Source organism: Niveispirillum sp. KHB5.9, assembly GCF_048066115.1.
Classification (GTDB): domain Bacteria; phylum Pseudomonadota; class Alphaproteobacteria; order Azospirillales; family Azospirillaceae; genus Niveispirillum.
Genome location: NZ_JBLTYX010000019.1, coordinates 77,665 through 102,379 on the forward strand (window position 1 = coordinate 77,665; position 24,715 = coordinate 102,379).

General features: G+C 72.6%; 6 protein-coding genes. All 6 read right to left on the reverse strand.

What is annotated here, in order from left to right:
- Positions 1-6: 6 nt before the first annotated feature.
- The 6 genes from ACM9HJ_RS24490 to ACM9HJ_RS24515 are packed head-to-tail and all read right to left on the reverse strand — an operon-like array spanning position 7 to position 24,712.
- Positions 7-1,791, reverse strand: a complete 1,785-nt coding sequence (locus ACM9HJ_RS24490; RefSeq protein ID WP_416574407.1) for an acyl-CoA dehydrogenase family protein — start codon at positions 1,789-1,791, stop codon at positions 7-9.
- Positions 1,788-5,522 (reverse strand): type I polyketide synthase, encoded by a 3,735-nt coding sequence (locus tag ACM9HJ_RS24495; RefSeq protein ID WP_416574408.1) that lies wholly within the window; start codon positions 5,520-5,522, stop codon positions 1,788-1,790. Before ACM9HJ_RS24495 ends, ACM9HJ_RS24490 begins: the two co-directional genes overlap by 4 nt.
- The gene (locus ACM9HJ_RS24500) at positions 5,519-9,973 is read right to left on the reverse strand and encodes an amino acid adenylation domain-containing protein (RefSeq protein ID WP_416574409.1); all 4,455 of its coding nucleotides are present in this window, start codon (positions 9,971-9,973) and stop codon (positions 5,519-5,521) included. The genes ACM9HJ_RS24495 and ACM9HJ_RS24500 overlap by 4 nt, the downstream gene beginning before the upstream one ends.
- Entirely contained in the window at positions 9,970-14,310 is a 4,341-nt protein-coding gene (locus ACM9HJ_RS24505) for a type I polyketide synthase (RefSeq protein ID WP_416574410.1), read from the reverse strand. Before ACM9HJ_RS24505 ends, ACM9HJ_RS24500 begins: the two co-directional genes overlap by 4 nt.
- Positions 14,307-19,652 (reverse strand): type I polyketide synthase, encoded by a 5,346-nt coding sequence (locus ACM9HJ_RS24510; protein WP_416574411.1) that lies wholly within the window; start codon positions 19,650-19,652, stop codon positions 14,307-14,309. The genes ACM9HJ_RS24505 and ACM9HJ_RS24510 overlap by 4 nt, the downstream gene beginning before the upstream one ends.
- Positions 19,652-24,712, reverse strand: a complete 5,061-nt coding sequence (locus ACM9HJ_RS24515) for an SDR family NAD(P)-dependent oxidoreductase (RefSeq protein WP_416574412.1) — start codon at positions 24,710-24,712, stop codon at positions 19,652-19,654. The genes ACM9HJ_RS24510 and ACM9HJ_RS24515 overlap by 1 nt, the downstream gene beginning before the upstream one ends.
- Positions 24,713-24,715 lie beyond the last annotated feature (3 nt).

The following is a 24,715-nucleotide window of genomic DNA, read 5'->3' on the forward strand; positions in this document are numbered from 1 at the left end:
ATACCATCACGCCGGCGGTACCCGGGTGATCACATCGCCCAGCAGCCAGTCCAGGCTGCCGGCCATGACCTGGGCACTGACCGAGGCGCTGGCATCGGCCTGCCAAGCGGCGGCCCCCACCAGCGCGTCGGCCGCTCGCGCCGCGGCGTCGCGGCAGAAGATGTCAGCCAGTTCCTGCAATTGCGGCGCCTGCGGGTTGCTGGCAACCGCCTCGGTTTCCACCCGCGCCAGGGTCACGGTCTGGGTCCAGAGCAGGATCAGGGCGCGGCCGATGGCGATCAGGGCTGGCTGCTGGGCAAGCGCGCCCTGGATGCCGCCGCTGCGGGTGATCAGGGCGCGGGTGGATTGGGCGATCTGGGTGGTCAAGGCGGCGGCCGCCACCAGATGCGCCCGGTTGGCCGGCGACAGGTTGGTGGTGGGCGGCACCGGCTGCTGGGGCGGCACGGGATCGCCGCCGGCCGCCGCGACCAGGGACGAATTGCCGACATTCAGTTCCATCAGGGCATTGGTCGTGCCGAAGATGCGCATGACCCGCATGTCGCGGTAGAACCGTTCCACCGGATAGGGGGGCAGCCCGCGCCGCGCGAGCGAGGTCGCCGTCTCGTACCCGCGCCCGGCGATCAGCGACATGGTGGCGTCGATTACGCTCCAGGCCGTGTCGCTGCACCAGGGCTTCATCGCCGTCCATTCGGTCCACAGGTCCAGGTTGCCCGCCACCTGCGACAGGGTCAGCCAGCGCAGCACGCTTTCCTGCGCGAACACCTTGGCCGCCGCGTCGGCGATGGTGGCCTGGGTGGCCTGGTAGCTGGACAGCGGCTGTTCCATGTAGGAACGGTCGCTGAAGCCCCGTGCCCAGGTCAGGCTCAGCTTCGAGGCCGCCAGGGTGATGGCGTTGATGAACATGCGGTTGGGCTGCTGGATCTCCATGATCACCGTCAGGCCCTGGCCCGGCGTGCCCACCATGCGGCCCACCGGCACCTTGTAGTTCTTGAATTCCAGCACGGCGTTGGCCAGCCCCTTCAGGCCCATATAGGTCTGCGGGCTGGCCACGCGGAAGCCGCGCTGGCGCGTGTCGATGATGAAGACGGTGATGCCGATCTCACCCGTCGTCCCTTGCGCGAAGGTCGTGCAGGGCACGACCAGCAGGTCGGCCAGCGGCCCGTTGCCGATATAGCATTTGCGGCCATTGATGACGTAATGGCGCCCATCCTTGCTGGGGATGGCCGTGGTCTGGAAGATGGGGTTCGATGCCCCCTGGTATTCCACCGCCGACAGGCCGGAAATGGCGCCGTCGGCCACCATGCGGGCCACCTTCTGCCGCTCGCCCGCATCCGGCATGTAATCCAGGTAGGAGGGAGAGCCCAGGTAATTGTTGACCGACACCGACATGGCGACGGCCGTGCACCAGCTGGCCGTCACCTCCACCATCCGCGCCATGTTCAGAGGCGACAGGCCGTCGCCGCCATATTGCTTGTCCAGCATCAGCTTCTGCCAGCCGGCCCGGCGGTACAGCTCCACGTAATCCGGCGGCAACTTGCCCCGCGCGTCTATGCGCGTCGGGTCGAAATGCGCCTGCAGGAATGCCGCCTGTTCCTTGACCATCGCGTCGCCCAGGGCCGCGTCGGCGGGGTCCTGTTCCGGAAAGGGCAGCATCAGGTCCCAGCGGAACAATCCCGCCGCGGCCGATTTCAGGAAGCCCGGCGCCGGGTTGTGCGGCGTGGCCGCCGCCAGCAGGCGCATGATGGTAACCGGATCATTGGGGATCGGGTGCTTGATGTCGGCTGCGGTCATGGCACGTCCTCCGGCATTGGCGCGGCGGGTTGTGGGGAGAATATCTTTATAATGGCATTTGCAACAGTTTTCACGTACGGATGCTGCAATAAGGTCATATGATTTCCGGGAATGCGCACGACCTGGACGCCACCCAGGGCCAGATCGGACCAGCCCCAATCCTCCCGCCGGTCGGCGGATGTGCCGGCGCTGGCCGTGCGCAGCAGGGTGACGGCGCCGCGCCAGGGCCGGGGGTGATAGCCGACCGTGGCCCGCGCATTTCCGGCATAGACCCGGACCATGGGCCACAGCCCCTCCGCCCCCGCCCCGCCGCGCAGGGTCATGTAGGCGCGCAGATACGGCATCATATTGCCCATCACGGTGACGAACAGGAACCGCGCCGCCTCCAGGGGGTTGGGCGTCTGACCCTTGATCTGGGCCGGCGTGTCGATCAGCAGGACCGAGGCCGGGGTGCGTCCGCGCCGGTCCAGTTCGCGCGCCAGCTCGAACGCCACGGGCGCACCGAAGGACCAGCCGGCCACATGCACCGGGCCTTGCGGACAGACCTGTTCGATGGCATCGGCAAACACCGCCGCCTGCCTGCCCAGGTCCGCCAGTGCCGGGCCGCCATCCTGCATGCCCGGCGGCATCAGGGCATAGAAGGGCTGGTCCGGCCCCAGTTCGGCCGCCAGCGGGAAATAGGGGAAGGCCGTGCCCATGATGGGGGTGGCCATGAACAAGGGGGGCCTGGCCCCTTCCGGCTGGATCGCCAGCAAGGTGGGGGGCAGGGAAGGGGCCGCCCTGCCCGTTCTGCTGTCCAGCAGCAGGGCCAGCCCCGCCAGGGTCGGGGCCTGCAGGAACTGCGTCACGGTGGGCGCATCGCCGAACGCCGCCCGCACCCGCTTCAGCAGGGCCAGCGCCATCAGGGAATTGCCCCCCGACAGGAAGAAATTCGCCTCCGCCCCCGCCGGTACCGTGCCCAGCACGGCCTGCCACAGGGGGGCGAGACGCCGCTCCGTCGCGCTGAAATCCGCGTCCGCCGGGATATCGGCCGCCGCGGGGGCGCAAGCGGCGGACGCCACGCGCTGTGGCGGGTCGATCCAGTAGCGGCGATGCTCCCAGGCATAGGCCGGCAGCCGCACGCAGGACCAGCGTCGCGGCAGCCAGGGTTCCAGCGACACGGGTTGCCCCGCCGCGAACAGCCGTCCCATGGCCTCGGCAAAGGCAAGGGTGGCATCCCCGTCGCGGCGCAAGGTGCCCAGCGCCAGTCCCGTCCGCCCCACCCCCGCCAGGGTCGCCCGCACGGGCGCCGTCAGCACGGGATGGGGGCTGGCCTCCAGGAAGACACCGAATCCCTGTGCGGACAGGGCCTCCACCGCCGCCTGGAACCGTACCAGGCCGCGCAGGTTGCGCCACCAGTAATCCCCATCCACCTCACCGTCACCGACCCAGGCGCCGGTGACGGTGGAGAAGAAGGGAATGGCGGGCGCCCGGGGCTGGATGCCGGCCAATGCCTCGCGCAGCGGTGCCTCCAGCGGGTCCATCTGCGGCCCGTGCGAGGCCACGTCCACCTTGACCCAGGCGGCCGACGCGCCATCGGCCTCCAGCACCGCCGACAGCCGCTCCAGCGCCGCACGGTCACCCGACAGGACGCAATTGCCGGGACCATTGGCCACGGCCACGGCGACCAGATGCCCGATGTCCAGCGCCGCCAGCGCCTGTTCTGCCGCGGCCGGTGCCCGGTCCACGGCCAGCATGGCCCCCTGGCCGGCCACGGTGCGCAGCAGGGCGCTGCGCCGGCAGATGATGCGGGCCCCGTCCTCCAGGCCGAGCGCACCGGACACGACGGCAGCCGCCACCTCCCCCATGGAATGGCCAATGACGGCGTCGGGCACCACGCCCCTGGCGCGCCAGAGTGCCGCCAGCGCCACCTGCATGGTGAACAGGGCGGGCTGCACCACGTCGATCCGGTCCAGACCCGCCACCGGTCCCTCCCCGCGCAGGGTGGCTGCCAGGTCCCAGTCGATCCACGGCGCCATGGCGCGGGCGCAGGCGGCGACGGTGTCGCGGAACACCGGTTCCGCCGCCGTCAGGTCGCGCCCCATGCCGGGCCATTGCGACCCTTGGCCGGGGAAGATGAACACGCAGCACCGTGCCGATCCCAGCCTTTCGGCCTGCAAATCCGCATCGCCCGCGACAGCGGGCGCCACGGCCGCCAGCGCCGCCGCCAGTTCCTCCCGGCTGCGACCGGCCACGGCCAACCGCCAGGTCAGCAGGGCACGGCGGTGGAAGGCCGTGCCACAGATGTCCGCCAGCGCCGCATCGGTTCCCGCCAGGAATTCCGCATAGCGCCCGGCCAGACCGGCCAGCGCCGCCGGCGATTTCGCCGACAGCAGCAACAGGCCCGGCCCCTGCCAGTCCCCGTCCGTGCCGCCCCCGGCTGATGGCGGCTGCCCCACGATCACATGCGCGTTGGTGCCGCCGATGCCGAAGGCGCTGACCCCGGCCAGCCGCTGCCCGCCCAAGTCGGACCAGTCCTGCCGCCGGTCGGCCAGGATGAAGGGGGTGCGCTCCAGCCCCAGGGCCGGGTTGGGTTGCCCGGCATGCAGGGTCGGCGGGATCACCCCGTCGCGCACGGCCAGCGCCGCCTTGATCAATCCCGCCACCCCGGCGGCCGTATCCAGATGCCCCACAGCCGATTTGATCGTGCCCAGCCGGCAATAGCCCGTGGCCTTCGTGCTGCGCCGGAACGCGTCGGTCAGTGCCGCCACCTCGATCGGGTCACCCAGCGGCGTGCCCGTGCCATGCGCCTCGACATAGCCGATCTGTCCGGCATCGACGCCCGCCACCTCCTGCGCCAGCGCCACGACGCGGGCTTGGCCCCGGACACCGGGTGCGGTGTAGCCGGCCTTGGCCGCCCCGTCATTATTGACGGCCGTCCCCAGGATCACCGCATCGATCAGGTCGCCATCGGCCAGCGCATCGGCCAGCCGCTTCAGCACCACCACCGCACTGCCGCTGCCGAACAATGTGCCGGCGGCATCGGCGGCGAAGGCCCGGCAATGCCCGTCGGGCGACAGGATCATGCCTTCCTGGTGCAGGTATCCGGCCCCTTGCGGCACGGTGATGGTCGATCCGCCGGCCATCGCCACGTCGCATTCATAGGCCAGCAACGCCTGGCAAGCCATGTGGACGGCGACGAGAGAGGTGGAACAGGCCGTTTGCACGGTGATGACCGGCCCCGTCAGGTCCAGCTTGTAGGCCACGCGCGTGGCCAGAAAATCCTTGTCATTGCCGATGATGGTGGCGAAGTCGGCGGCCGTATCCTCGCTGACCGCCCCCGCCCCCCGGAACAGGTTGTGCAGCAGATAGGTGGGCACGCCACAGCCGGCATAGAGGCCGATCGGCCCCGCGGCCCGCACCGGGTCGATGCCGGCCTGTTCCAGCGCCTCCCACGCCACCTCCAGGAACACGCGCTGCTGCGGATCCAGTCTTGCCGCGTCCAGCGCGCTGTAACCGAAGAAGCCGGCATCGAACCTGTCATGGCCGTCCAACAGCCCCTGGCGCGGCACGAAACCCGGATCGCGACGGACATGCTCGGGCACGCCGGCGGCCCGCAGCTGATCCTCGGTCAGGGTCGATATCCCCTCCACTCCGTCCAGCAGGTTCCGCCACAGCGCGTCCACGCTGCCGGCACCGGGGAAGCGCCCGGCCATGCCGATGATGGCAATCCCGTCCGGCTGCTCGCTCATGCCGTCTCTCCCGTCACGGGCCGGCGGCGACGGGCCAGGGCCGCGCGGCGCAGCCCGGCGCGGTCGCGCGCATCGTCCTCCCCGTCACCCTCCGCCGCCCCGCCCGCCAGCATCCCGGCCAGCCCGGCGATGGTGGGCAGGCGGAACAGGTCGGTCATGGCGATGCCACCGGCCGGCAGGATATCGGCCAGATCGGCGTTCAGCCGGGCCTGCAACCCGGCCAGCAGCAGCGAATGGCCGCCCAGGTCGAAGAAATTGTCGTTCACGCCCACGCTCTCCCGTCCCAATATCTCCCGCCACAGGACGGCCAGCCGTTCCTCCACGCCCGTGCGCGGCGCCACCGGCGCCAACGCCGATGCGGCGGTGGGATCGGGCAATGCCTTGCGGTCGATCTTGCCGTTGGGCGTGCGCGGCAGCGCCGCCAGGAAGGTCCAGGCCGTGGGCAGCATGTAGGGCGGCAACCGCTCCGCCAGATGGGCCAGCAGCGCGTCCGCCCCCGGTGCCGCCCCGTCCGGTACGATCCAGGCCGCCAGCCGCCCTTCGCCATCGGCACCGGGGCGCACGGCGGCCACCGCTTCCGCCACACCCGCATGGGTGACCAGCACCGCCTCGATTTCCTCCAGCTCGATACGGAAGCCGCGCAGCTTCACCTGATGGTCGGCGCGGCCCTGGAACAGCAGCACCCCGTCGCCGCGCCAGCGGGCCAGGTCGCCGGTGCGGTAGACCCGGCCGCCCGGCACGAACGGATCGGGCTGGAAGCGGTCCGCTGTCAGGTCGGGCCGGTCGTGATAGCCGGTCGCCACCCCATCCCCGCCGATCAGCAGTTCGCCCGTCACGCCCATGGGCACCGGCCGGCCGGCGGCATCGACGATATAGACACGCGTATTGCCGATGGGCCGGCCGATGGGCACGGGACCGGGGCCGCGTGCCACCTTCTGCGCCGTGGACCAGATGGTCGTCTCCGTCGGCCCGAACATGTTCCACAAGGTGCAACCCGCCCCTTCGGGCAGCAGCGCATCCGCCAGGTCGCGGGGCAGCGCCTCCCCGCCCACCAGCATGGTCAGGCCGGGATCGGGCCGCCACCCCGCTGCCAGCAACAGGCGCCAGCCGGCCGGGGTCATCTGCATCAGGCCGGGTCGGCAATCGGCCAGCCGCCGGGCCAGCTTCACCCCGTCGCGCCCCTCCTCTGCCGTCGCCAGTTCCACGGCCCCTCCCACCGACAGCGGCAGGAACAGTTCCAGCCCGGCAATGTCGAAGGACAGGGTCGTCACCGCCAGCAGCCGGTCGCCCGGCCCGGTGCCCAGCAGGTCGCGCATCGCCAGCAGGAAATTGCCCAGATTATGCTGGCTGACCACCACCCCCTTGGGCCGACCCGTGGTGCCGGACGTGTAGAGGATATAGGCGGGGCTCGACATATCCGGCGCCAGGACCGGCGGGGCCGCATCGGCGCTGCCCGGCAGTGTCGCCAGCCGGCAGCCGGTACCGGCCAGCACGGGTGCCGTACCCGCATCCACCAGCACCAGGGCGCAGCCGGCATCCCCCACGATATAGGACAGCCGGTCCACCGGGTGCACGGGGTCCAGCGGCACATAGGCCGCACCCGCCCGCCAGACGGCGATCAGCGCCGCCACAAGGTCGGGTGTGCGGTCCAGGCAGATGCCGACCCTGTCGCCCGGTCCGATCCCTTGCGCCGCCAGCCAACCGGCCAGGGCACCGGACCGCGCCCACAGGCCGGCATGGGTCAGTATCTGTGTGCCCTGCGTCACGGCTGGTGCATCGGGCCGGCCCACCGCCTGCGCTTCCAGTAGTGACAGCGGATGCGTTACCGGCCCCGGCAGGCCCGTCTCGTTCCAGCCGTGTGTCACCAGGGCCAGTCCGGCCGCGTCCAGCAGCGGCAGGTCGGCCACGGGCAGGTCGGGATCGGCCAGTGCCGCCGGCAGCAGGGTCAGCAGATGACCGCGCAGCCGGTCGATGGTGCCTTCATCGAACAGGTCGCTGTCATACTTGATCTCCGCCGACAGTCCCTCGCCCTCGGGCCGGAACTCGAACGTCAGGTCCAGCTGCGAGCCCTGCAGATCGATCTCCAGGGCCTGGAACCCTGTCGCGTCGCCGGCCGGGGCCATCTGGTTCTGCAACACCACCATGGCCTGGAAGACCGGCGGCCGGCTGGGGTCGCGGGCGACGGCCAGTTCCTCCAGCAGCAGCGGGAACGGATAGGCGCTGTGCCCCAGTGCCGCCGCCGCATCCGCCGCCGTGCGCGACAGCAGCGTGGCGAAGCTGGGCCGGTCGGCGAAGCCGGCACGCAGCATCACGGGATTGATGAAATCGCCGATGGTGGCGGCGAACCCCTCATCCGCCCGCCCCGCCGTGGGCGTGCCCAGCAGCACCTCTCCCGCCCCGCTCCACCGGTGCAGCAGCGCCTGGCAGGCCGCCGCCAGCAGCGCGAACAGGGTCACACCACGTTCGCGCGCCACGGTCCGCGCGGCGGCACCCAGTTCCACCCCCAGGGCGAAGCGCAGCGACGCCCCCCGGAAGCCCTGCAGGGCCGGGCGCGGCCGATCGGTCGGCAGGTCCAGCACGGGCAGCGGCCCGGCCAGCCGTTCCCGCCAATGGGCCCGCGCTGCCCCGCCCGCCGCACCGTCCAGCCAGGACCGCTGCGCCGCCGTGAAATCGGCATAGCGCCGGGCCGGGGCCGGCGGCAGGGCCGCCCCCGTCATCTGGTGCGCCAGACAGGCGCGCAGGTCGCGGGCCAGCAGGGCCAGGGACCAGAAATCGATGACGATATGATGCAGCGCCAGGAACAGCACGAAGCACCCGCCGCCGCGGTCGAACAGCACGGCCCGCCAGCCCAGGCCCCGCTCCAGGTCGAAGGGCCGGGCATAGGCGTCGGCGATGGCCCGGTGCAGCCGGTCCCCGTCCCAGCCCGCGGCATCGACATGCCCGATCTCCAGCGCCAGGCCGGGGGACGGTTCCTGCACCGGCTGCCCGTCGACCAGGGGGAAGCCGGCATCCAGCACGTCATGCCGGCGACGCAGCAGACCCAGCACCGCCACCAGCGGGCCTGCATCGGGCAGGCCGTCGATCTGCACGGCAAAGGGCAGCGTGTAGGCGGCACTGTCCGGCGCCATGCGCGACAGGAACCACATGGAACGCTGGTTGTAGGAAAGCGGCGACCGGGCGGGCGCCGCCTGTCGTTGCTGCTGCTGTAAGCGCAGCATCAGCAGCTTGCGCCTGGCCGGCGACAGGGCGGACAGGTCGATCCCCGGCGGCAGGGCGGGCGCCGCCCCCTCCTCCACGGCGTCGGACAGGCGGGTGACGAGTGTGTCCATCAAGGCCTCTGCTTGCCCCGCCCCCAGCAGCGGGTCGGGGCGGGTCAGGGTCAGTCCCAGGCTGCCATCGCCACCGGTGACGGCGGCCAGCACCAGTTGCGTGGCCGGCGGCACCACGGCGAAATCCAGCGCCGATGCCCCCGGCACGGCAACCCGGCCCAGGTTGGTCAGGCCCAGCCGGTCGGGCGTGAACCGGCCGATATCGGTGGTTGCCGCCGCCAGCATGCCGGGTTCGGCCAGCCGCGACAGGGCGGCGAGATGGAAGGGCAGCAGCCGTTCGGGCGCCGCCCGGTCGCGCACCGTACCCGCGACCTCCCGCGCCAGGGGCCAGAAGGGCGCATCGGGGCCGGCGGCATGGGCCGTCGTCACCTCCGCCACGGCCAGGGTGAAATCATCCCCCCCGCCCAATGCCGCCCCCACCGAAACGGGAGAGGTCAGGCTGAACCCGCCGGCCCGGCCCGTGGCCGGCAGCAACGCGGCCGCCAGGGCGCCATGCAGGCTGGCCCCCTCCCGCCGCGCCCGGCCGGCCAGGGCATCGACCAGACCCGCCGGCAGCCGGCGATGGGTCAGGCGCGCCTGCCAGACGGCCGGGGCCAGGGACAGCGGCGGCAGGATGGCAGACGGTGCCGGCATCGCGGCGACAGCGGCCGCGCGCGTTTCATAGGCGGGCGGGAATGCCCGCTCCCCACCCGCGTCGCCCAGCAATGCCGCCAGCAGCCGCATGCCGGCATGGGCATCCCCCAGCGCATGATGGAAACAGGCCAGCAGGTCGGCCCCGCCATCGCCGCCGCGCAGCAGGACCACCCGCCACAGCGGTCCGTCCTCCGGCCGGAACGGGGTCGCCAGTTCCGCCTCCGCCACCGACAGCCAGGCCCCGTCCCCCACCCCGTCACGCACGGTCAGGGGGGCCGGACCGGCATCCCCCCGCCACCAGGGCGGCCCGCCGGGCGCGATGCCGGCGCGCAGCAACGGATGCGCCACCTGGGCCGCGGCCATCGCCGCCGCCAGCCGACCGGTATCGGGGGCCAGGTCCAGCCGGGCGCGAACCACGACATTCATCGGCCGGAACCCATCCAGCGCCAGGAACAGCTGTTCCAGCAGACCCGCCGCCCGCCCGCTCATGCCGCACTCCCGGCGGCTTCGGCCGCCAGCAGCGCCTCCACCTCCTCCTCCGACAGAGTGTCGATATCGGCCATCAGCCGGGCCAGATCACCGTCCGGCACAGCGGGCTCCGCCGCCGGGGCCGCCGACAGCAGCTTTTCCACCTCAACCGCCAGGGTGACGACACTGCCCCCGGCCAGCGAGGCCGCCAGCGGCAGGGAGACACCGAACCCCTTCTCGACATGGCGGTGCAGTTCGATCGCCGTGAAACTGTCCAGCCCCTGGCGCAGCAGCGACAGGTCGGGGTCCAGCAGCGTCGGCGCGATCGACAGCACCTGCGCCGACAAAACCGCCATGGCAGCCTCGATCGCCGGCAACCGGGCCGGAACTGGCAGCGCCAGCACTTCCGCCCGCAGGTCGCGTGCCGCCGGAACCACGGCCGGCCCCTCGCCCCGCACCAGATCGGCGATCAACGGGGCCGGCGCCGATCCGGCGCGCAGGCCCCGGAACCGCCCCCAATCGACCGGCAGCGGCGCCAGCACGGGCGCGTCCAGGCCCAGGACGCGGTCCAGCACCGCCATCACCTGTTCCGGGCCCAGCAGGTCCAGGCCGATATCCATGGCCCCGCCACCCGCCGCCAGGCCGGGGCCGGCCAGCACGGGCCAGGCCACGGACAGGGCCGGCCGGCCCTGCGCCCGCCGTGCATCCGCCAGCGCATCCAGCCCGGCATTGGCCGCCGCATAGACCGCCTGCCCCGGCGCCCCCAGCAGGCCGGCCAGGGAGGAGCAGAGCAGGAACAGGTCCAGCGGGTCATCCCGCGTCAGCCGGTCCAGCAGCAACGCGCCGTCCAGCTTGGCCGCCAGCACGGCACGGATGCGGTCCGGATTCTGGGCCGCCAGGATGCCGTCATCCAGCATGCCCGCCGCATGCACCACGCCGCGCAGGGGCGGCAGGGTACGGCGCATGTCGTCCAGCAGGGCCGCCATGGCTCCGGTATCGGCGCAATCCGCCGCCCGCCAGATCACACGCGGGTCGGCCCCGTCACCGGCAGGATCCGGCCGTCGCGACAGCAGCACGACATCACCCGCGCCCCGCGCCAGCAGCCAGCGGCACAGCGTGCGGCCCAGACCGCCGGTGCCGCCCGTCACCAGATAGGTGCCGTCGCCACGCAGGCGTGGGACCGTGTCTGGGCCCTGGACAGGCAACAGCCGCTGCCGCTGCACGATCCCGTCGTCAAGCCGGAACTCATCCATGCCCGGCCGCGCCAGGAGGCTGGCGATGGCGGCCGCATCCGCCCCTTCCCCGGCCAGCAGGCGATGGCCCGCCCGTTCCGGATGTTCCAGCGCGAAGCCGCGATGCAGGCCCCACAGCGCGCCGGCCACCGGCGTCGGCTCTGTCACCAGCAGATGCACGCGCCCCGCAGACCCCGTCAGCGCGACCGCCGCTTCCGCCACCATGGCCGCCGCATCGCCGGCCCCGTCGGCGACCAGTACCAGATCCGCACCCGCCGGCGCGCCCGGTACCGCCAGCGTATCGGCCAGAACCCCGGCCCCCGGCCCCAGTGCCAGCGCCCGCAGGGGACCCGCACCGACGGCCGTTCCCTGGTCCGGCACCCAGCCCGGCGCATAGAGCGGTACGGGCTGCGCCGCCATGGTGAACGACAGGGGCGCGTTGCCACTGCCTTCGTGCCAGAAGCGCCGCCGCTGCCACGGGTATGTCGGCAGGTCCAGGACCCGGCCGGCCGGGTACAGGCGATCCCAGCGGATCGTGTCGATACCCGCCCCGTAAAGCCGGCCCAGCGCCGACAGGACCCCGACATGATCGTCCGTTCCCCGCCGCAGGCCGGGCACCACCATTGCCGCCACGCCCCCGACCACTGCGGTGCGGGCGATGGCGGGGCACAGGGCGGGATGCGCCCCGATCTCCAGGAAGACCGGTGTCGCACCGGCGGACAGCAGCTGTTCCAACGCGCCGCGGAAATCCACCCGCTCCCGCAGGTTGCGCGCCCAATAGGCCGCGTCGGGCGCCCGGATCAGCGGGGCGGCGGTGACGGTGGAGATCATCGTCAGGCGCGGTGTGACGGCCGTCAGCCCCGTCAGTTCGCCGGCCAGGGCCGCGGCCGGCCCCGCCATCCGCGGGCCGTGGAAGGCGATGGGCACCGACAGGCGCGTTGCCTGGATGCCCCGGCTTGTCAGGTCGGCCACCAGCCGGTCGATGGCGTCCCCATCGCCGGAAACCGCGACACTGTCCGGCCCGTTTATGGCGGCAACGGCAAGGTCCAGGCCCAGCCGGTCGATGGCGGCCCGTGCCGCCGTCTCCTCCAGGGCCAGCGCCGCGGTGGCCCCGGCGGCCTGCCGCGACAGGCGGGTGCGGGCCACGGTGATGCGCGCCGCCGCCTCCAGGGTGATGCAGCCGGCGGCATGGGCCGCCGCCACCTCGCCCAGGCTGTGGCCGATCACCGTCTCCGGTTCCACCCCCCAATGGCGGTACAGCGCCAACAGCGCCACCTGCAGCACGAACAGGCCGCAGGCCGCCGCCATCACATCGGTCACCGGCACATCCACCCCGTCCGGCCGGTCCAGCAGCAGCCCGGCCACGCCCGGGCCGCCGGCCGCGACGATGGCGGCGTCGGCCTGGTCCAGTGCAGCGCGGAAGGCCGATTCCCGCATCCCCAAGCCTGCTGCCGCCCCCTGCCGGAGATTGCCCTGTCCGGAAAACACGAAGACCAGGGGGCCGGTGGCGGGTTCGCCAACCGTCGCGTCGGCCAGTGCCGCCGCCAGCCCTGCCGCATCGGCCCCCACCACGGCCAGCCTGCAGCGATGATGGTCGCGGCGCCGCGCCGCGGTATAGGCCATGTCCCCAGCCGGCGGATCGGCATCGTTCAGCCAATCCCGCATGCGCGCCGACAGGTCGCGCAGTGCCGCCGGACCGCGCGCCGACAAGGGCAGCAGCACCGGCCCGTCAGCCATGGTCGCAGGGGCCGCTTCTGGCGCCGGGGCCAGCACGACATGGGCGTTGGTGCCCGACCAGCCAAAGGAACTGACCCCGGCCAGCCGCCTTTCCCCTGTCCAGGGCGTGGGTGCCACCGGCACCTGGAACCGCGTGGCGGCAAAGGGGATTTCCGGGTTGGGCGCCTGGAAATGCAGGTTGGGCGGCACCATCCCCCGCTCCATGGCCAGCACTGCCTTGGCCAGCCCGGCAATGCCGGCCGCGCCCTCCAGATGCCCGAAATTCGACTTCACGGCCCCCAGCAGGCAGGGCGGGGCCGAACCGCCCAATATCTCCGCCAGCGCCTCCACCTCGATCGGGTCGCCCAGGCGCGTGCCGGTGCCATGCGTCTCCACATAGGTGACGTCCGTGCCCGACCGCCCGGCCATGGACAGGGCCCGGGCGATCACCGCCTTCTGCGCCTGCGCATTGGGGGCGGTCAGGCCCAGACTGGCGCCGTCCTGGTTGGTGGCGGAACCCAGGATGACGGCCCGCACCGGATCACCGTCGCGCAGCGCATCCTCCAGCCGCTTCAGCACCACCATGCCGCCGCCTTCGCCGGAGATCACCCCGTCGGCGCGGGCATCGAAACTCTTGCAGCGATAATCGCCGGGCCAGTCGCCCATGCGGGCCGTGGCCGTGGGGAACAGCGGCAGCAGGCGCAGATTGACCCCGCCGGCCAGCGCCAGCGACACCTCCCCCGTGCGCAGCGCCTGACAGGCCAGATGCACCGCGACAAGGCCTGAGGAACAGGCCGTGTCCACCGCCATGGCCGGCCCGCGCAGGTCCCAGAGATAGGCGATACGGCCGGCCGCCACATTATGCGCCGTGCCCGTGGCGCTGTGCGGCGTCACGCCGGCCGGATCGGCGGCCTGCAGGAAGAAATAGTCGCTGGACTGGCTGTGCACCCCGACATAGACGCCGGTATCGCTGCCGGACAAGGTCGATGGTGGGATGCCGGCATGTTCCAGCGCCTCGTGCACCACCTCCAGCAGCAGGCGCTGCTGCGGATCGATATCGGCCGCCTCCCGTGGCGAAATACCGAAGAATTCGGGATCGAAACCATCAACCTGGGCCAGGAAGCCACCATAGACCCGCCTCTGTTCCGCATCCGGAACGCCCAGCGACCGGAAGAAGGTCGCCTGGTCCCAGCGGCCGGCCGGCAGTTCCACGATCCCGTCCACCCCGTCCAGCAGCATCCGCCAATAGGCGTCCGGCCCCTCGGCCCCACCGGGAAAGCGGCAGCCCAGCCCGATCACGGCCACGGGCGGCACGGCGCGGGCGGCGGCATTCGCGGCCTTCAGGCTGCGGATCTGGCGCAGCGCGTCGGCCAGCAGCTTCTGGTAGTCAGGGCCCGGATCGATATTCATGGGCGGGCATTCTCCGCGAAATCCTGTTCCAGTTCGGCGGCCAGCAGCCGGGCGAGTTCCGCCGTCGACAGATCGTCGAAATCCTCTTCCACCGACGCCGATGGCGGGGCCACGACCTCTGCCGGAACCACCGCATCACCCTCAAGCAGCCCGGCCAGATGGTCGGCCAGGGCGCCGGGATTGGGATGGCGCCAGAGCAGCGTCGCCGACAGGGCCAGACCGTAATCGCGCTGCAGCCGGTTGCGCACGCCCATGGCCATCAGGCTGTCGATGCCCAGCCCGGCCAGGGCCGTGCGCGCATCGATGTCGGCCGCGTCGCGACCCGTGACGGCCGCGACATGGGCGATGACGGAGCGGACGAGCGCCGCCCGCCGCGCCGGGCCGGACGGGGGCAGGACATCGCGTGCCGTCCCCTCCGCCTGCACGGCCCCGCCGCCCGCCAGCAGGTCGGCGAAAAGCGGATCGGCCGCCACCTCCGGATAGGCGTCGCGCCAGCGCGGCACGTCCAGCGGCAGCACGGTCAGCGCCGCGGGCATTCCGCCTGCCGGCCGGGCCAGCAGCCGGCGCAGGATGGTCGCGCCGCGCGCCGGATCGATGCCGCCGATCCCCTGCGCCGCCAGCCTTTCACCCCGCCCCGCCGACGCCGCGGCCAGCCCGACCTCCGTCCAGGCCGACCAGCCGACGGACAGGGCCGGCACGCCCTGCCCCCGCTGCCAGGCGGCCATCGCATCCAGGAAGGCGTTGGCCGCCGCGTAATTGCCCTGTGCCGGTCCGCCGAACAGGGCGGCGGTGGAGGACATGTGGATTACGAAATCCAGTTCCCGCCCCGCCAGCGCCCGGTGCAGCGCCCAGGCCCCCGCCAGCTTCGGGGCCAGCACCCGATCCAGCCGGTCCGGCCCCATGGCGGACAGCGGCACGTCATCCAGCGTGCCGGCCGCATGGATGACGCCGCGGATGGGATATGTAGCGACCAGGGCCGCCACCGCCGCCGCATCCGTCACGTCCAGCGCCGCCTCCTGCACCGTCACGCCCCGCGCCCGCAGGGTGGCAAGCCGTGCCACGCCAGCTGCGTCCGGTCCGCGTCGTCCCGCCAGGACCAGGGCGCGGGCGCCGGCGTCGGCCAGCGCTTCCGCCAGGACCAGCCCGATGCCGCCGAACCCGCCGGTGACCAGCACCGCACCCTTGATGCCGCCCGACAGCGGCGCCTGGTGTGCCAGGGCGGCGGCATCGTCGCGATCCAGGGGTTTGAGACGGGCACCGAAGGCCTGGCTTCCCGCCAGCCGCACCTGCCGTTCCGGCCCGTCCGCCAGCAGCAGGCAAGCCAGCGCCCCGGCATCGACGGCGCCGTCGAGTTCGATGAAGCCCGGCCGGTGGCCCGGCAGTTCCTGCATCGCGGTGCGCGCCAGGCCCGCCATGGCGGCATGCCGGGGGCCGGCCGGGAACAGGGTCCACAGGCGCGGCCCTTCCCCCTCGACCCCGGCAAGCGCACGGCACAGCGCGGCCAGCGATCCCACCCCCGCCGCCTGTGCCGCCATCAGTCCGGCCGGCGACAGGTCCGCGATATCGTCCGTGTCCGCCAGCGCCGACAGGTGCACGATGCCGGCAAGCCCCGTCGGATCGGCATCCACCCCATCCACCGCCCGCCGCACGGTACAGCCGGCCCGCGTCAGGGCCGCGGCCAGGGCCATCGCAACATCGCCCCCGCCGACCAGCAGCCAGTTTCCCGGACGCCGGGCCGCACCGGGCGGCGGCAGGGGCGACCAGTCCAGGCGGTAGAGCCAGTTGGCCAGCTCCACATCCGCCCCATCCTCCAGCCGCCGGAACCGTACCCCTTCCAGCGCCACCAGCACCCGGCCGGCATCATCCAGCAGAGCCACGTCGCCCACCGGGTCGTCCCCGCCGGGCCGGGCCGTCGCATGCACCCAGGCCGCATCTTCCATGGACCCGGCGGCGGACAGGCTGTCCACGGCGACGGGCACGTGCGGCGCCCCGCCATCCCTTCCGCGCAGCACCGCGATGGCCAGCGCCTGCAACCCGCCATCCAGCAGGGCCGGATGGATGCGGTGCCCATACCCGGCGGCAATGGCGGGTGCAGGTGACAAGCGGGCCAGCACCTCCCCCGCCCCCGTCCGGATATCGGACAGCACGCGGAAACGGGAACCCAGTTCGACCCCCGTGCCCGCCGCCGCCACGTAATAACCGCCGGCATCCAGCAGCAGGGGGCAGCGGGCGGCGATCCGCGCCAGTACCTGATCTGGCCGCGCCGGAGCCGGTACCGCCGACAGCGTGGCCTGCGCATGCAGGGCCCAGCCGCCGTCCCCCCTGGCATGGATGGACAGGCGTCCCCCGCCGTCCGCATCCCACCGCACGGTGCTGTGAAGGGGGACGACATCATCCCCCGGCACCAGCAGCAGGCGTTTCAACGCGATGTCGGTCACCGCCCCGCCCCCGGCCGCTGCCAGCGCCATGTCGAGATAGGCGGTACCCGGCAGCACCATGGCCCCGCCCACCTTGTGGTCGGCCAGCCAGGGCAGCGCCCGCACCGACAGGCTGCCCCGCCAGGCCTGATCCGGCCCCGGCTGGTCCACCGCCCCACCCAGCAGGGCGTGGTCGGCAACGGACAGGGCCACGCCGCCACCCCGCTCGGCCGCCGCCAGCCAATGGCGGGTGCGTATCCAGGGATGGGTCGGCAGGTCGGGCACCACGGGGTGCCGGCCCTGCAACGCCACCCAGTCCGGCTCCGCCCCCCAGCCGGCCAGCCGGCCCAGCGTGGCCAGCAGGTGGGCGACCTCCTCCTCCCCCCGGCGCAGGGTGCCGGTCAGGCGGATGGGATGGCCCAGCCCCGCCAGCCCTTCCTCCAGCCCCGGCACCAGCACCGGATGCGGGCTGACCTCCAGGAAGATGGTCGGCCCCTCGGCCGCCAGCCGTTCCACCACGGGCCACAGGCGCACCGGCCGGCGCAGATTGTCCGCCCAATAGCCGGCATCCAGCCGGTCCCCGGCCATCACCCCGCCCGTTACCGTGGAATGCAGGGGAATGGTGCTTGTCATCGGCGTCACCCCCGCCAATGCCCGCGTCAACGGCGCCAGCACCGGATCCATCTGCGCACTGTGCGAGGCGTAATCCACCTTCACCTGCCGGGCGAAGATACCGGCCGCGTCCAGCGATGCCACCAAGGCCGCCACCGCGTCGGACCGGCCGGCCACCAGCACGCTGCGCGGGCCGTTGATCGCGGCCAGCGACAGGGCGTCGCCATGGGGGCGGATGGCGTCCAATGCCTCCGCCTCCGCCATCTCCAGCACGGCCATGGCCCCGCCAGCCGCCCGTTCCGCCACCAGACGGGACCGGGTGCAGATGATGCGGGCGGCATCGTCAAGGCTCAAAGCACCTGCCGTGCAGGCGGCCGCCACCTCTCCCATGGAATGGCCGATGACGGCATCGACATTCAGGCCCCAGGCCAGGAACTGCCGGGCCAGCGCCAGTTGCAGGGCGAACAGGGCCGGCTGCACCCGGTCGGCCGGCAGGGCGTCGAACGATGCCGCATCGAGATCCAGCAGGTCAGACAGGCGCCAGGAGACGTGGGGGGTGAAGGCCAACTCGCACGCCGCCAGCGTTTCACGCACCACCGGCAATGCCGCCGCCAGTTCCCGGCCCATGCCGGCATATTGCGAGCCCTGGCCGGGGAAGACCATCACCAGCCGCACGCCCTCTTCCGCCTTCACCGGTGCCAGTGCGGTCGACAAGGAAGCCGACAGGTCCGCGACCGTGCGGCCACCGACCACCAGGCGCCAGGGATGGCGACTGCGGCGCTGGGCCTGGGTGGCGGCGATGGCATGGGCGTCGCGGGCCGGGTCCTGCGCCCGCAGCCAGTCCCGCCAGGTGCCGATGCTTTCCACCAGCGCCTCCCGGCTTTGCGCCGACAGCAGCAGCAGGGCCGACAGGTCGGGCGAAACCCCGGCCGGCGCCGGTTCCATGCCCTCCTCCAGCACCATATGGGCGTTGGACCCGCTGAAGCCGAAGGCGCTGACCGCGGCGAAGCGGCGGCCCCGACCCGGCCAGGCGGTCATGGCGGTGGGCACGTCCAGGGCCCCGCCGGCCCAGTCGATATGCGGGTTGGGCCGGTTGAAATGCAGGTTGGGCGGCACTTCCGCCCTTTGCAGGCACAGTACGGCCTTGATCAGCCCGGCGATGCCGGCCGCCGCCTCCAGATGCCCCAGGTTGGACTTCACCGCGCCCAGCAGCAGCGGCCCCGCCCCATCCGCGCGATAGGCGCGGGCCAGGGCACCCGTTTCGATCGGATCGCCCAGGGGCGTGCCTGTGCCATGGCATTCGACATAGGCGACATCGCCCGCCGCCACGCCCGATACCTCCAGCGCGCGGCGGATCACCGCTTCCTGCGCGCGGCCATTGGGGGCGGTCAGGCCGTTGCTGCGGCCATCCTGGTTGATGGCGCTACCACGGATCAGGGCCAGGACCGGGTCGCCATCGGCCAGCGCCTTCGACAGGGTCTTCAGCACCACCATGCCGCAGCCCTCGCTGCGGACATAGCCGTCGGCGGCGGCATCGAAGCTCTTGCAGCGGCCGTCCGCCGCCATGGCCCCCAGCTTGGAGAAATAGATGGCGCCGTCGGGCGACAGGATGATGTTCACCCCGCCCGCCAGCGCCATGTCGCTCTCGCCGGCCCGCAGGCTCTGGCAGGCCAGATGCACCGCGGTCAGCGAGGCGGAACAGGCCGTGTCCACCGCCAAAGCCGGCCCGTTCAGGCCCAGCAGATAGGACAGCCGCCCCGCCGCCACGCTGGCATTGTTGCCGGTGCCGAAATAAGGGTCGATGCGCAGCCGGTCCTTGCGCGTCTCCCCATATTCCAGGGTGGCGGTGCCCAGGAAGATGCCGGTGGCGCTGCCCGCCAGGCTGCGCGGCGGCTGGCCAGCGCGTTCCAGCGCCTCCCACGCCACCTCCAGCACCAGCCGCTGCTGCGGGTCCAGGCTGTCGGCCTCGCGCGGTGCGATGCCGAAAAAGGCGGGGTCGAACCCGTCGATCCCGGACAGGAAGCCGCCCCAGCGGCTGGTGGTCCTGCCCGGCGCGTCGGGATCGGGGTCATAGACCGCGCCCAGGTCCCAGCGGTCGGCCGGCACCTCGGTGATGGCGTCGGTGCCGCCGGCCAGCAGGTCCCAGAAGGCTTGCGGGCTGTCGGCCCCGCCGGGGAAGCGGCAGCCCATGCCGATGATGGCGATCGGCTCCGCGTTCAGCACCTCAATCCCGCCGGCGCGGTCGCGCAGCGTGCGGACGGCCAGCGCCAGCTTGGCGGGCGGCAGGCCCACGATCCTGTCCAGCGCCGACATCAGCCGCCCCCCAGCGTGCGCATCACATCCTCATCCGACAGATCGGCCAGGCTGCCCAGCACATCATCGATGTCGTTGGCCGCCGCTGCCGCCGGGGCGGCAACCGGGATCGCTTCCACGACCGCGAACAGTTCACCGTCCAGGAAGGCGGCGATATCGGCCACCGTCGGGTGGTCGAAGACCAGCACGGCCGGCAGCGTCGCCGACAACACCCGCCCCAGCGCGCCCCGCAAATCCACGGCGGCCAGGCTGTCCAGCCCCAGTTCGCGCAAGGGCCGGCGCGGGTCGGGCCGTTCCCCCGGCGCCAGGCCCAGCACCGATGCCGCCTGCCTTGCCACCAGGTCGACCAGTTCCCGGCGCCGCCGGTCGGGCGCCAGGGCCGCCAGTTCCGCCCGGCGGCTGTCTTCACCTTGGCGCTTGGGCAGCAGGTCGGCGAACAGGGCGGGACCGGCGGCCATCGCCGCCCAGTCGATCTCCGCGATCGTCACCATGGCGGGTGTCGCGGGATCGCCCAACACCCTTGCCAGACCGGTCAATGCCGCCGACGGCTTCAGCGCCCGCAGGCCCCGCGCGGCCGCGCGGCCGGAACCGGCACGCACCGCCATCCCGACTTCCGCCCATGGGCCCCAGGCGATGCTGGTCGCCGGCAACCCCTGCAAGCGCCGCCATTCGGCCAGCCTGTCCAGATAGCGGTTGGCGGCGGCATAGGCGGCCTGTCCGGCATTGCCCGTAAGCCCGGCCAGGGAGCCATAGAGCACGAACAGGCTGAGCGGCCGGTCCGCCGTCAGCCGGTGCAGTGCCCAGGCGCCGCCGGCCTTGGCCGCGATCACCGCGGATGCGCGGGCGGGATCGATAGTGGCGATGGTGGCATCCTCCAGCAGTCCCGCCGCGTGGAAAACCCCGTCCAGCGGCGGCAGGCCCGCCAGCCCCGCCGCCAGCGCCCGGCCCAAGGCCGCCTCATCCGCCACGTCGGCCGCCAGATAGGTCACGCGGCAGCCGCCGGCCGACAGCTCCGCCAGCAGCGCCGCATCACCCGGCCGCCGGCCGATCAGCAGCAGCCCGCCGGCCCCGCCATCGGCCAGCCAGCGCGCCGTCGCCAGCCCCAACCCGCCCAGCCCGCCCGTGACCAGATAGGATCGGTCCGGACGCGGCACGAAACCCGACCCCGACGGTGCCGGCAACCGGCGCAGGCGCGCGACCATGGCCTTGCCCTGCGACCAGCGCACCTGTTCCCCGGGCAGCAGGCGCTGGCCATCACCGGTGCCGCCCATCCGGCCCGCATCCTCCAGCCCCACCGTCAGCGCCAGCCCCTCCAGCAACCCATCCGCCGGGCTGCCGAGCCGGGCGCTGCACCATACGGGGCCGGACGTCGACCGGACCTGATCCAGTGCCGCCAGGAAGGCGGCGGGATCGGGGGCCAATGCCTCCCCGGTTCCCGCTAGCAACAGGCCCGCCGGGACGGTGGGTGCCGCCAATGCCGGCTGCCAGTCGATGGCGTAAAGACCCGCCACCTCGCCCTGCAGGGCGGTTTGCGACAGGCGGCGGATGGTGAAACCCTCGATGGACAGCAGCGGCCGGCCATCGTCGGGATCGGTGATCGAAACGTCCAGGGTGACATTGTCGGCCGCCAGCCGCGCCGCCCCCGCCGGCCCGCCGGCCACGGCGATGGCCACCCGCCCCGGCAACGGCCCCGCCACCGTCAGGCGCTTCAGATGGACGGGCATGGAGGCGCGCAGGCCCGCCCGGTCGCCCGCCTGCGCCGCCAGCCAGTCCGGCCCGCCGATGACCTGCAGGCAGGCATCCAGCAGCAACGGATCGACCGGCACCGATCCCGTCCGGCCGATATCGACCAGGGCCGAGGCCGAGGCCCCGTCGATGCAAAAATCCGACAGCACGCGATAGCTGGCGCCCAGCGACAGGCCGACCCCGTCCAGGAAATCATGGAAGGCCGCCGGATCGGCCCCCCGCCCTGCCGCCCTCGCCGCCGCCGCCGTCACCGTTCCCGCGCCATGGCGTCCCTCGGCATGGCAGGTCCAGCCGCCGGCCCCATCGGCACTGCACACACGGAAAGTGCCATCGGCCGCGGTGACCAGCTGCAATCGCCGGCTGTCCCCATTCTCAAGGGTCAGGGCGGCGCGGAAATCCACATCCTCCACCGCCCCCTTGCCCGCCGCCAGGGCGAAGGCCAGGAAGAAGGCCGCCGGCACGGTGATGCGCCCGAAATAGCGGTGATGGTCCAGGAAGGGGAAGGTCCCCACCCCCACCAGCACCTCATGCACGACCTCCCGCCCGGCAATGTCCAGCCGGCGGCCCGGCAAGGTGCCGGATGCCACCGCCCCCGCCTCGGCACGTGGCGGGAAATCGACCCAGCAGCGGCGATGCTGCCAGGGATAGGTGGGCAACGCGGCGACGGGGCGCGGGGTCGGGAAGGCGGCGACAAGGCGTACCGGCGCGCCCAGCGCATGCAATTCGCCCAGGGCCGACAGCAAGGTCGCCCGTTCCGGCCGGTCGCGGCGCAGGGTGGCCACGGCCCGTCCCGGACCCTCGCCGACGATCTCGCGGACGGAACGGGTCAGCACCGCATGCGGCCCGATCTCCACGAACAGTTCCACCCCGTCGCCCGCCATGGCGGCAACGGCATCGGCGAAGCGCACGGGTGCCGCGATGGTGTCCGCCCAATAGGCGGCATCGAACCTTGCCTGCCCGTCGCGCCGCCGCCCGGTCAGCGTGGAATAGAGCCGTACCTGCCCGTCCGCCGCCGGCGCCAGCCCGTCGAGCGCCATGCGCAGTTCCGGCTGCAAAGCCACCATCGACCGGCTGTGGAAGGCGTAGCACACATCCAGTCGCCGCATGGCTACGCCCTTGGCCGCCAGCGCCGCCAGACCCGCCTGCGTCCCCGCCACCACGCAGGAGGTGGGCGCATTGATGGCGGCGATGTCCAGGCCGGTGCCAGCGATCAATCCCGCCAATGCATCAGGCGGCAGGTTCACCGAAGCCATGCCGCCGCCGCCATGGGCCGCCTGCATCACCCGCCCGCGATGCACGGCCACGCGCATGGCCTGGGCCAGGTCCAGCAGGCCGGCCGCATGTGCCGCCGCGATCTCCCCCACGCTGTGCCCGGCCACGGTGTCGGGCTCCACCCCCCAATGGGCCAGCAGCCGGGTCAGGGCGATCTGGATGGCGGCCAGCACGGGCTGTGCCACCACCGTCTCCGCCAGCCATTCGCCATCGGCCAGCATGGCGCTGATGGTCCAGCCGGTCAGCGGTTCGACCAGCGCGTCGGCCTGCCCGATCACCGCCCGGAAGACGGGTTCCGCGGCCAGCAGGTCGCGGCCCATGCCCGCCCATTGGCTGCCCTGGCCGGAAAAGACGAAGCCCGTCCGCCGGCGGCGTGCCGGTTCCTCCGGCCCCACCTCCCCACCCTCGGCCAGGATGGCGCGCAGGGCCGATGCCGCCCCGGCATGGCCCTCGGCCACCACCGACAGCCGGTATTCATGCGGCGTGCGGCGCGCGCCCGCCGTGAAGGCGATATCGGCGAACGGTACCGGCGGGCTGCTTTCCAGCCAGTCCGCCATGCGCGCCACGGCGTCGCGCAAAGCCGGCCGGCTGCGCGCCGACAGGGGCAACAGGAAGGGGCCGGCGGGCGGGGCGGCGGATACCCCCGTCCCCGGTGCCTCGCGCAACAGCACATGGGCATTGGTGCCCGACCAGCCGAAGGAGCTGACGGCGGCGATGCGCGGCCTGTCCCCGGCGGGCCAGGAGGCCGGTTCCCGCACGATGGACAGCCGCGTGCCCGCGATCTCGATATTGGGGTTCAGGGCCCCCAGCCGGCGATAGGGCGGGACCATGCCCTGGCGCAGGCAGAAGACGGCCTTGATCACCCCGGCCAGACCCGATGCCGCCCCCGCATGGCCGATATTGGCCTTCACCGCCCCCAGCAGGCAGGGACCGGTGGTGTCGGCGACACCATAGGTCTCGGCCAGCGCCTCCATCTCGATCGGGTCGCCCAGCGGCGTGCCCGTGCCATGCGTCTCCACATAGCCGACATCGCCGGCGCCCAGGCCGGCCCGCGCCAGGGCGCTGCGGATCACGTCCGCCTGCGCCTTCTGGTTGGGGGCGGTCAGGCCGTTGCTGCGCCCATCCTGGTTGATCGCCGTGCCGGCCAGCACCGCCAGCACCGGATCGCCATCGCGCCGGGCGGCATCCAGAGGCTTCAGCACGATCGCCCCGCAACCTTCGGCAATCACCACCCCATCGGCACGCGCGTCAAAGCTCTTGCAGCGCCCGTCCGCCGCCATCATCCCCATCTTGGACGATGGCACCAGCGACATGGGCGACAGCAGCACATTGACCCCGCCGACCAGGGCCATGTCGCATTCCCCGCGCTCCAGGCTCTGCGCCGCCAGATGCAGTGCCACCAGCGACGACGAGCAGGCGGTATCCACCACCAGGGCCGGCCCGCGCAAATCCCACAGGTAGGAGACGCGCCCCGCGATGGCGTTCAGCGCCACGCCCGTGCCGGAGAAGGGCTGCAGCTCCTCCAGCCGGTCGAAGGTGCGGGCGGAATATTCATGATTATAGGCGCCGACGAACACACCGGTACGGCTGCCGGCCAGCGATGCGCGGGTTTGTCCCGCCGCCTCGAACGCCTCCCACGCCACTTCCAGCATCAGGCGCTGCTGCGGGTCCATCCAGGCCGCCTCGCGCACGCCCAGCCCGAAGAAGGGCGCGTCGAACCCCGCGACATCGGCAAGGAACCCGCCCCAGCGTGTGGTCATCTTGGCCGGAACGTCGGGGTCGGGATCGTAGAAGGCTTTCCAGTCCCAGCGGTCGGCCGGGATTTCCCCGATCGCATCGCCGCCATCGGCCAGCAGGTCCCAGAACCGTACCGGATCCTCCGCCCCACCCGGATAGCGGCAGCCCATGCCGATGATGGCCATGGGCACGGCCGTGTCGCGGGCGGGCGCGGTCTCCGCCTGGGCCGCCTTGCGCTGCAGGTCGCGGACCAGCAGGGCCAGTTTCTGCGGTGACAGGCGGGAAAGCCGTTCCTCCAGCTCCATGGC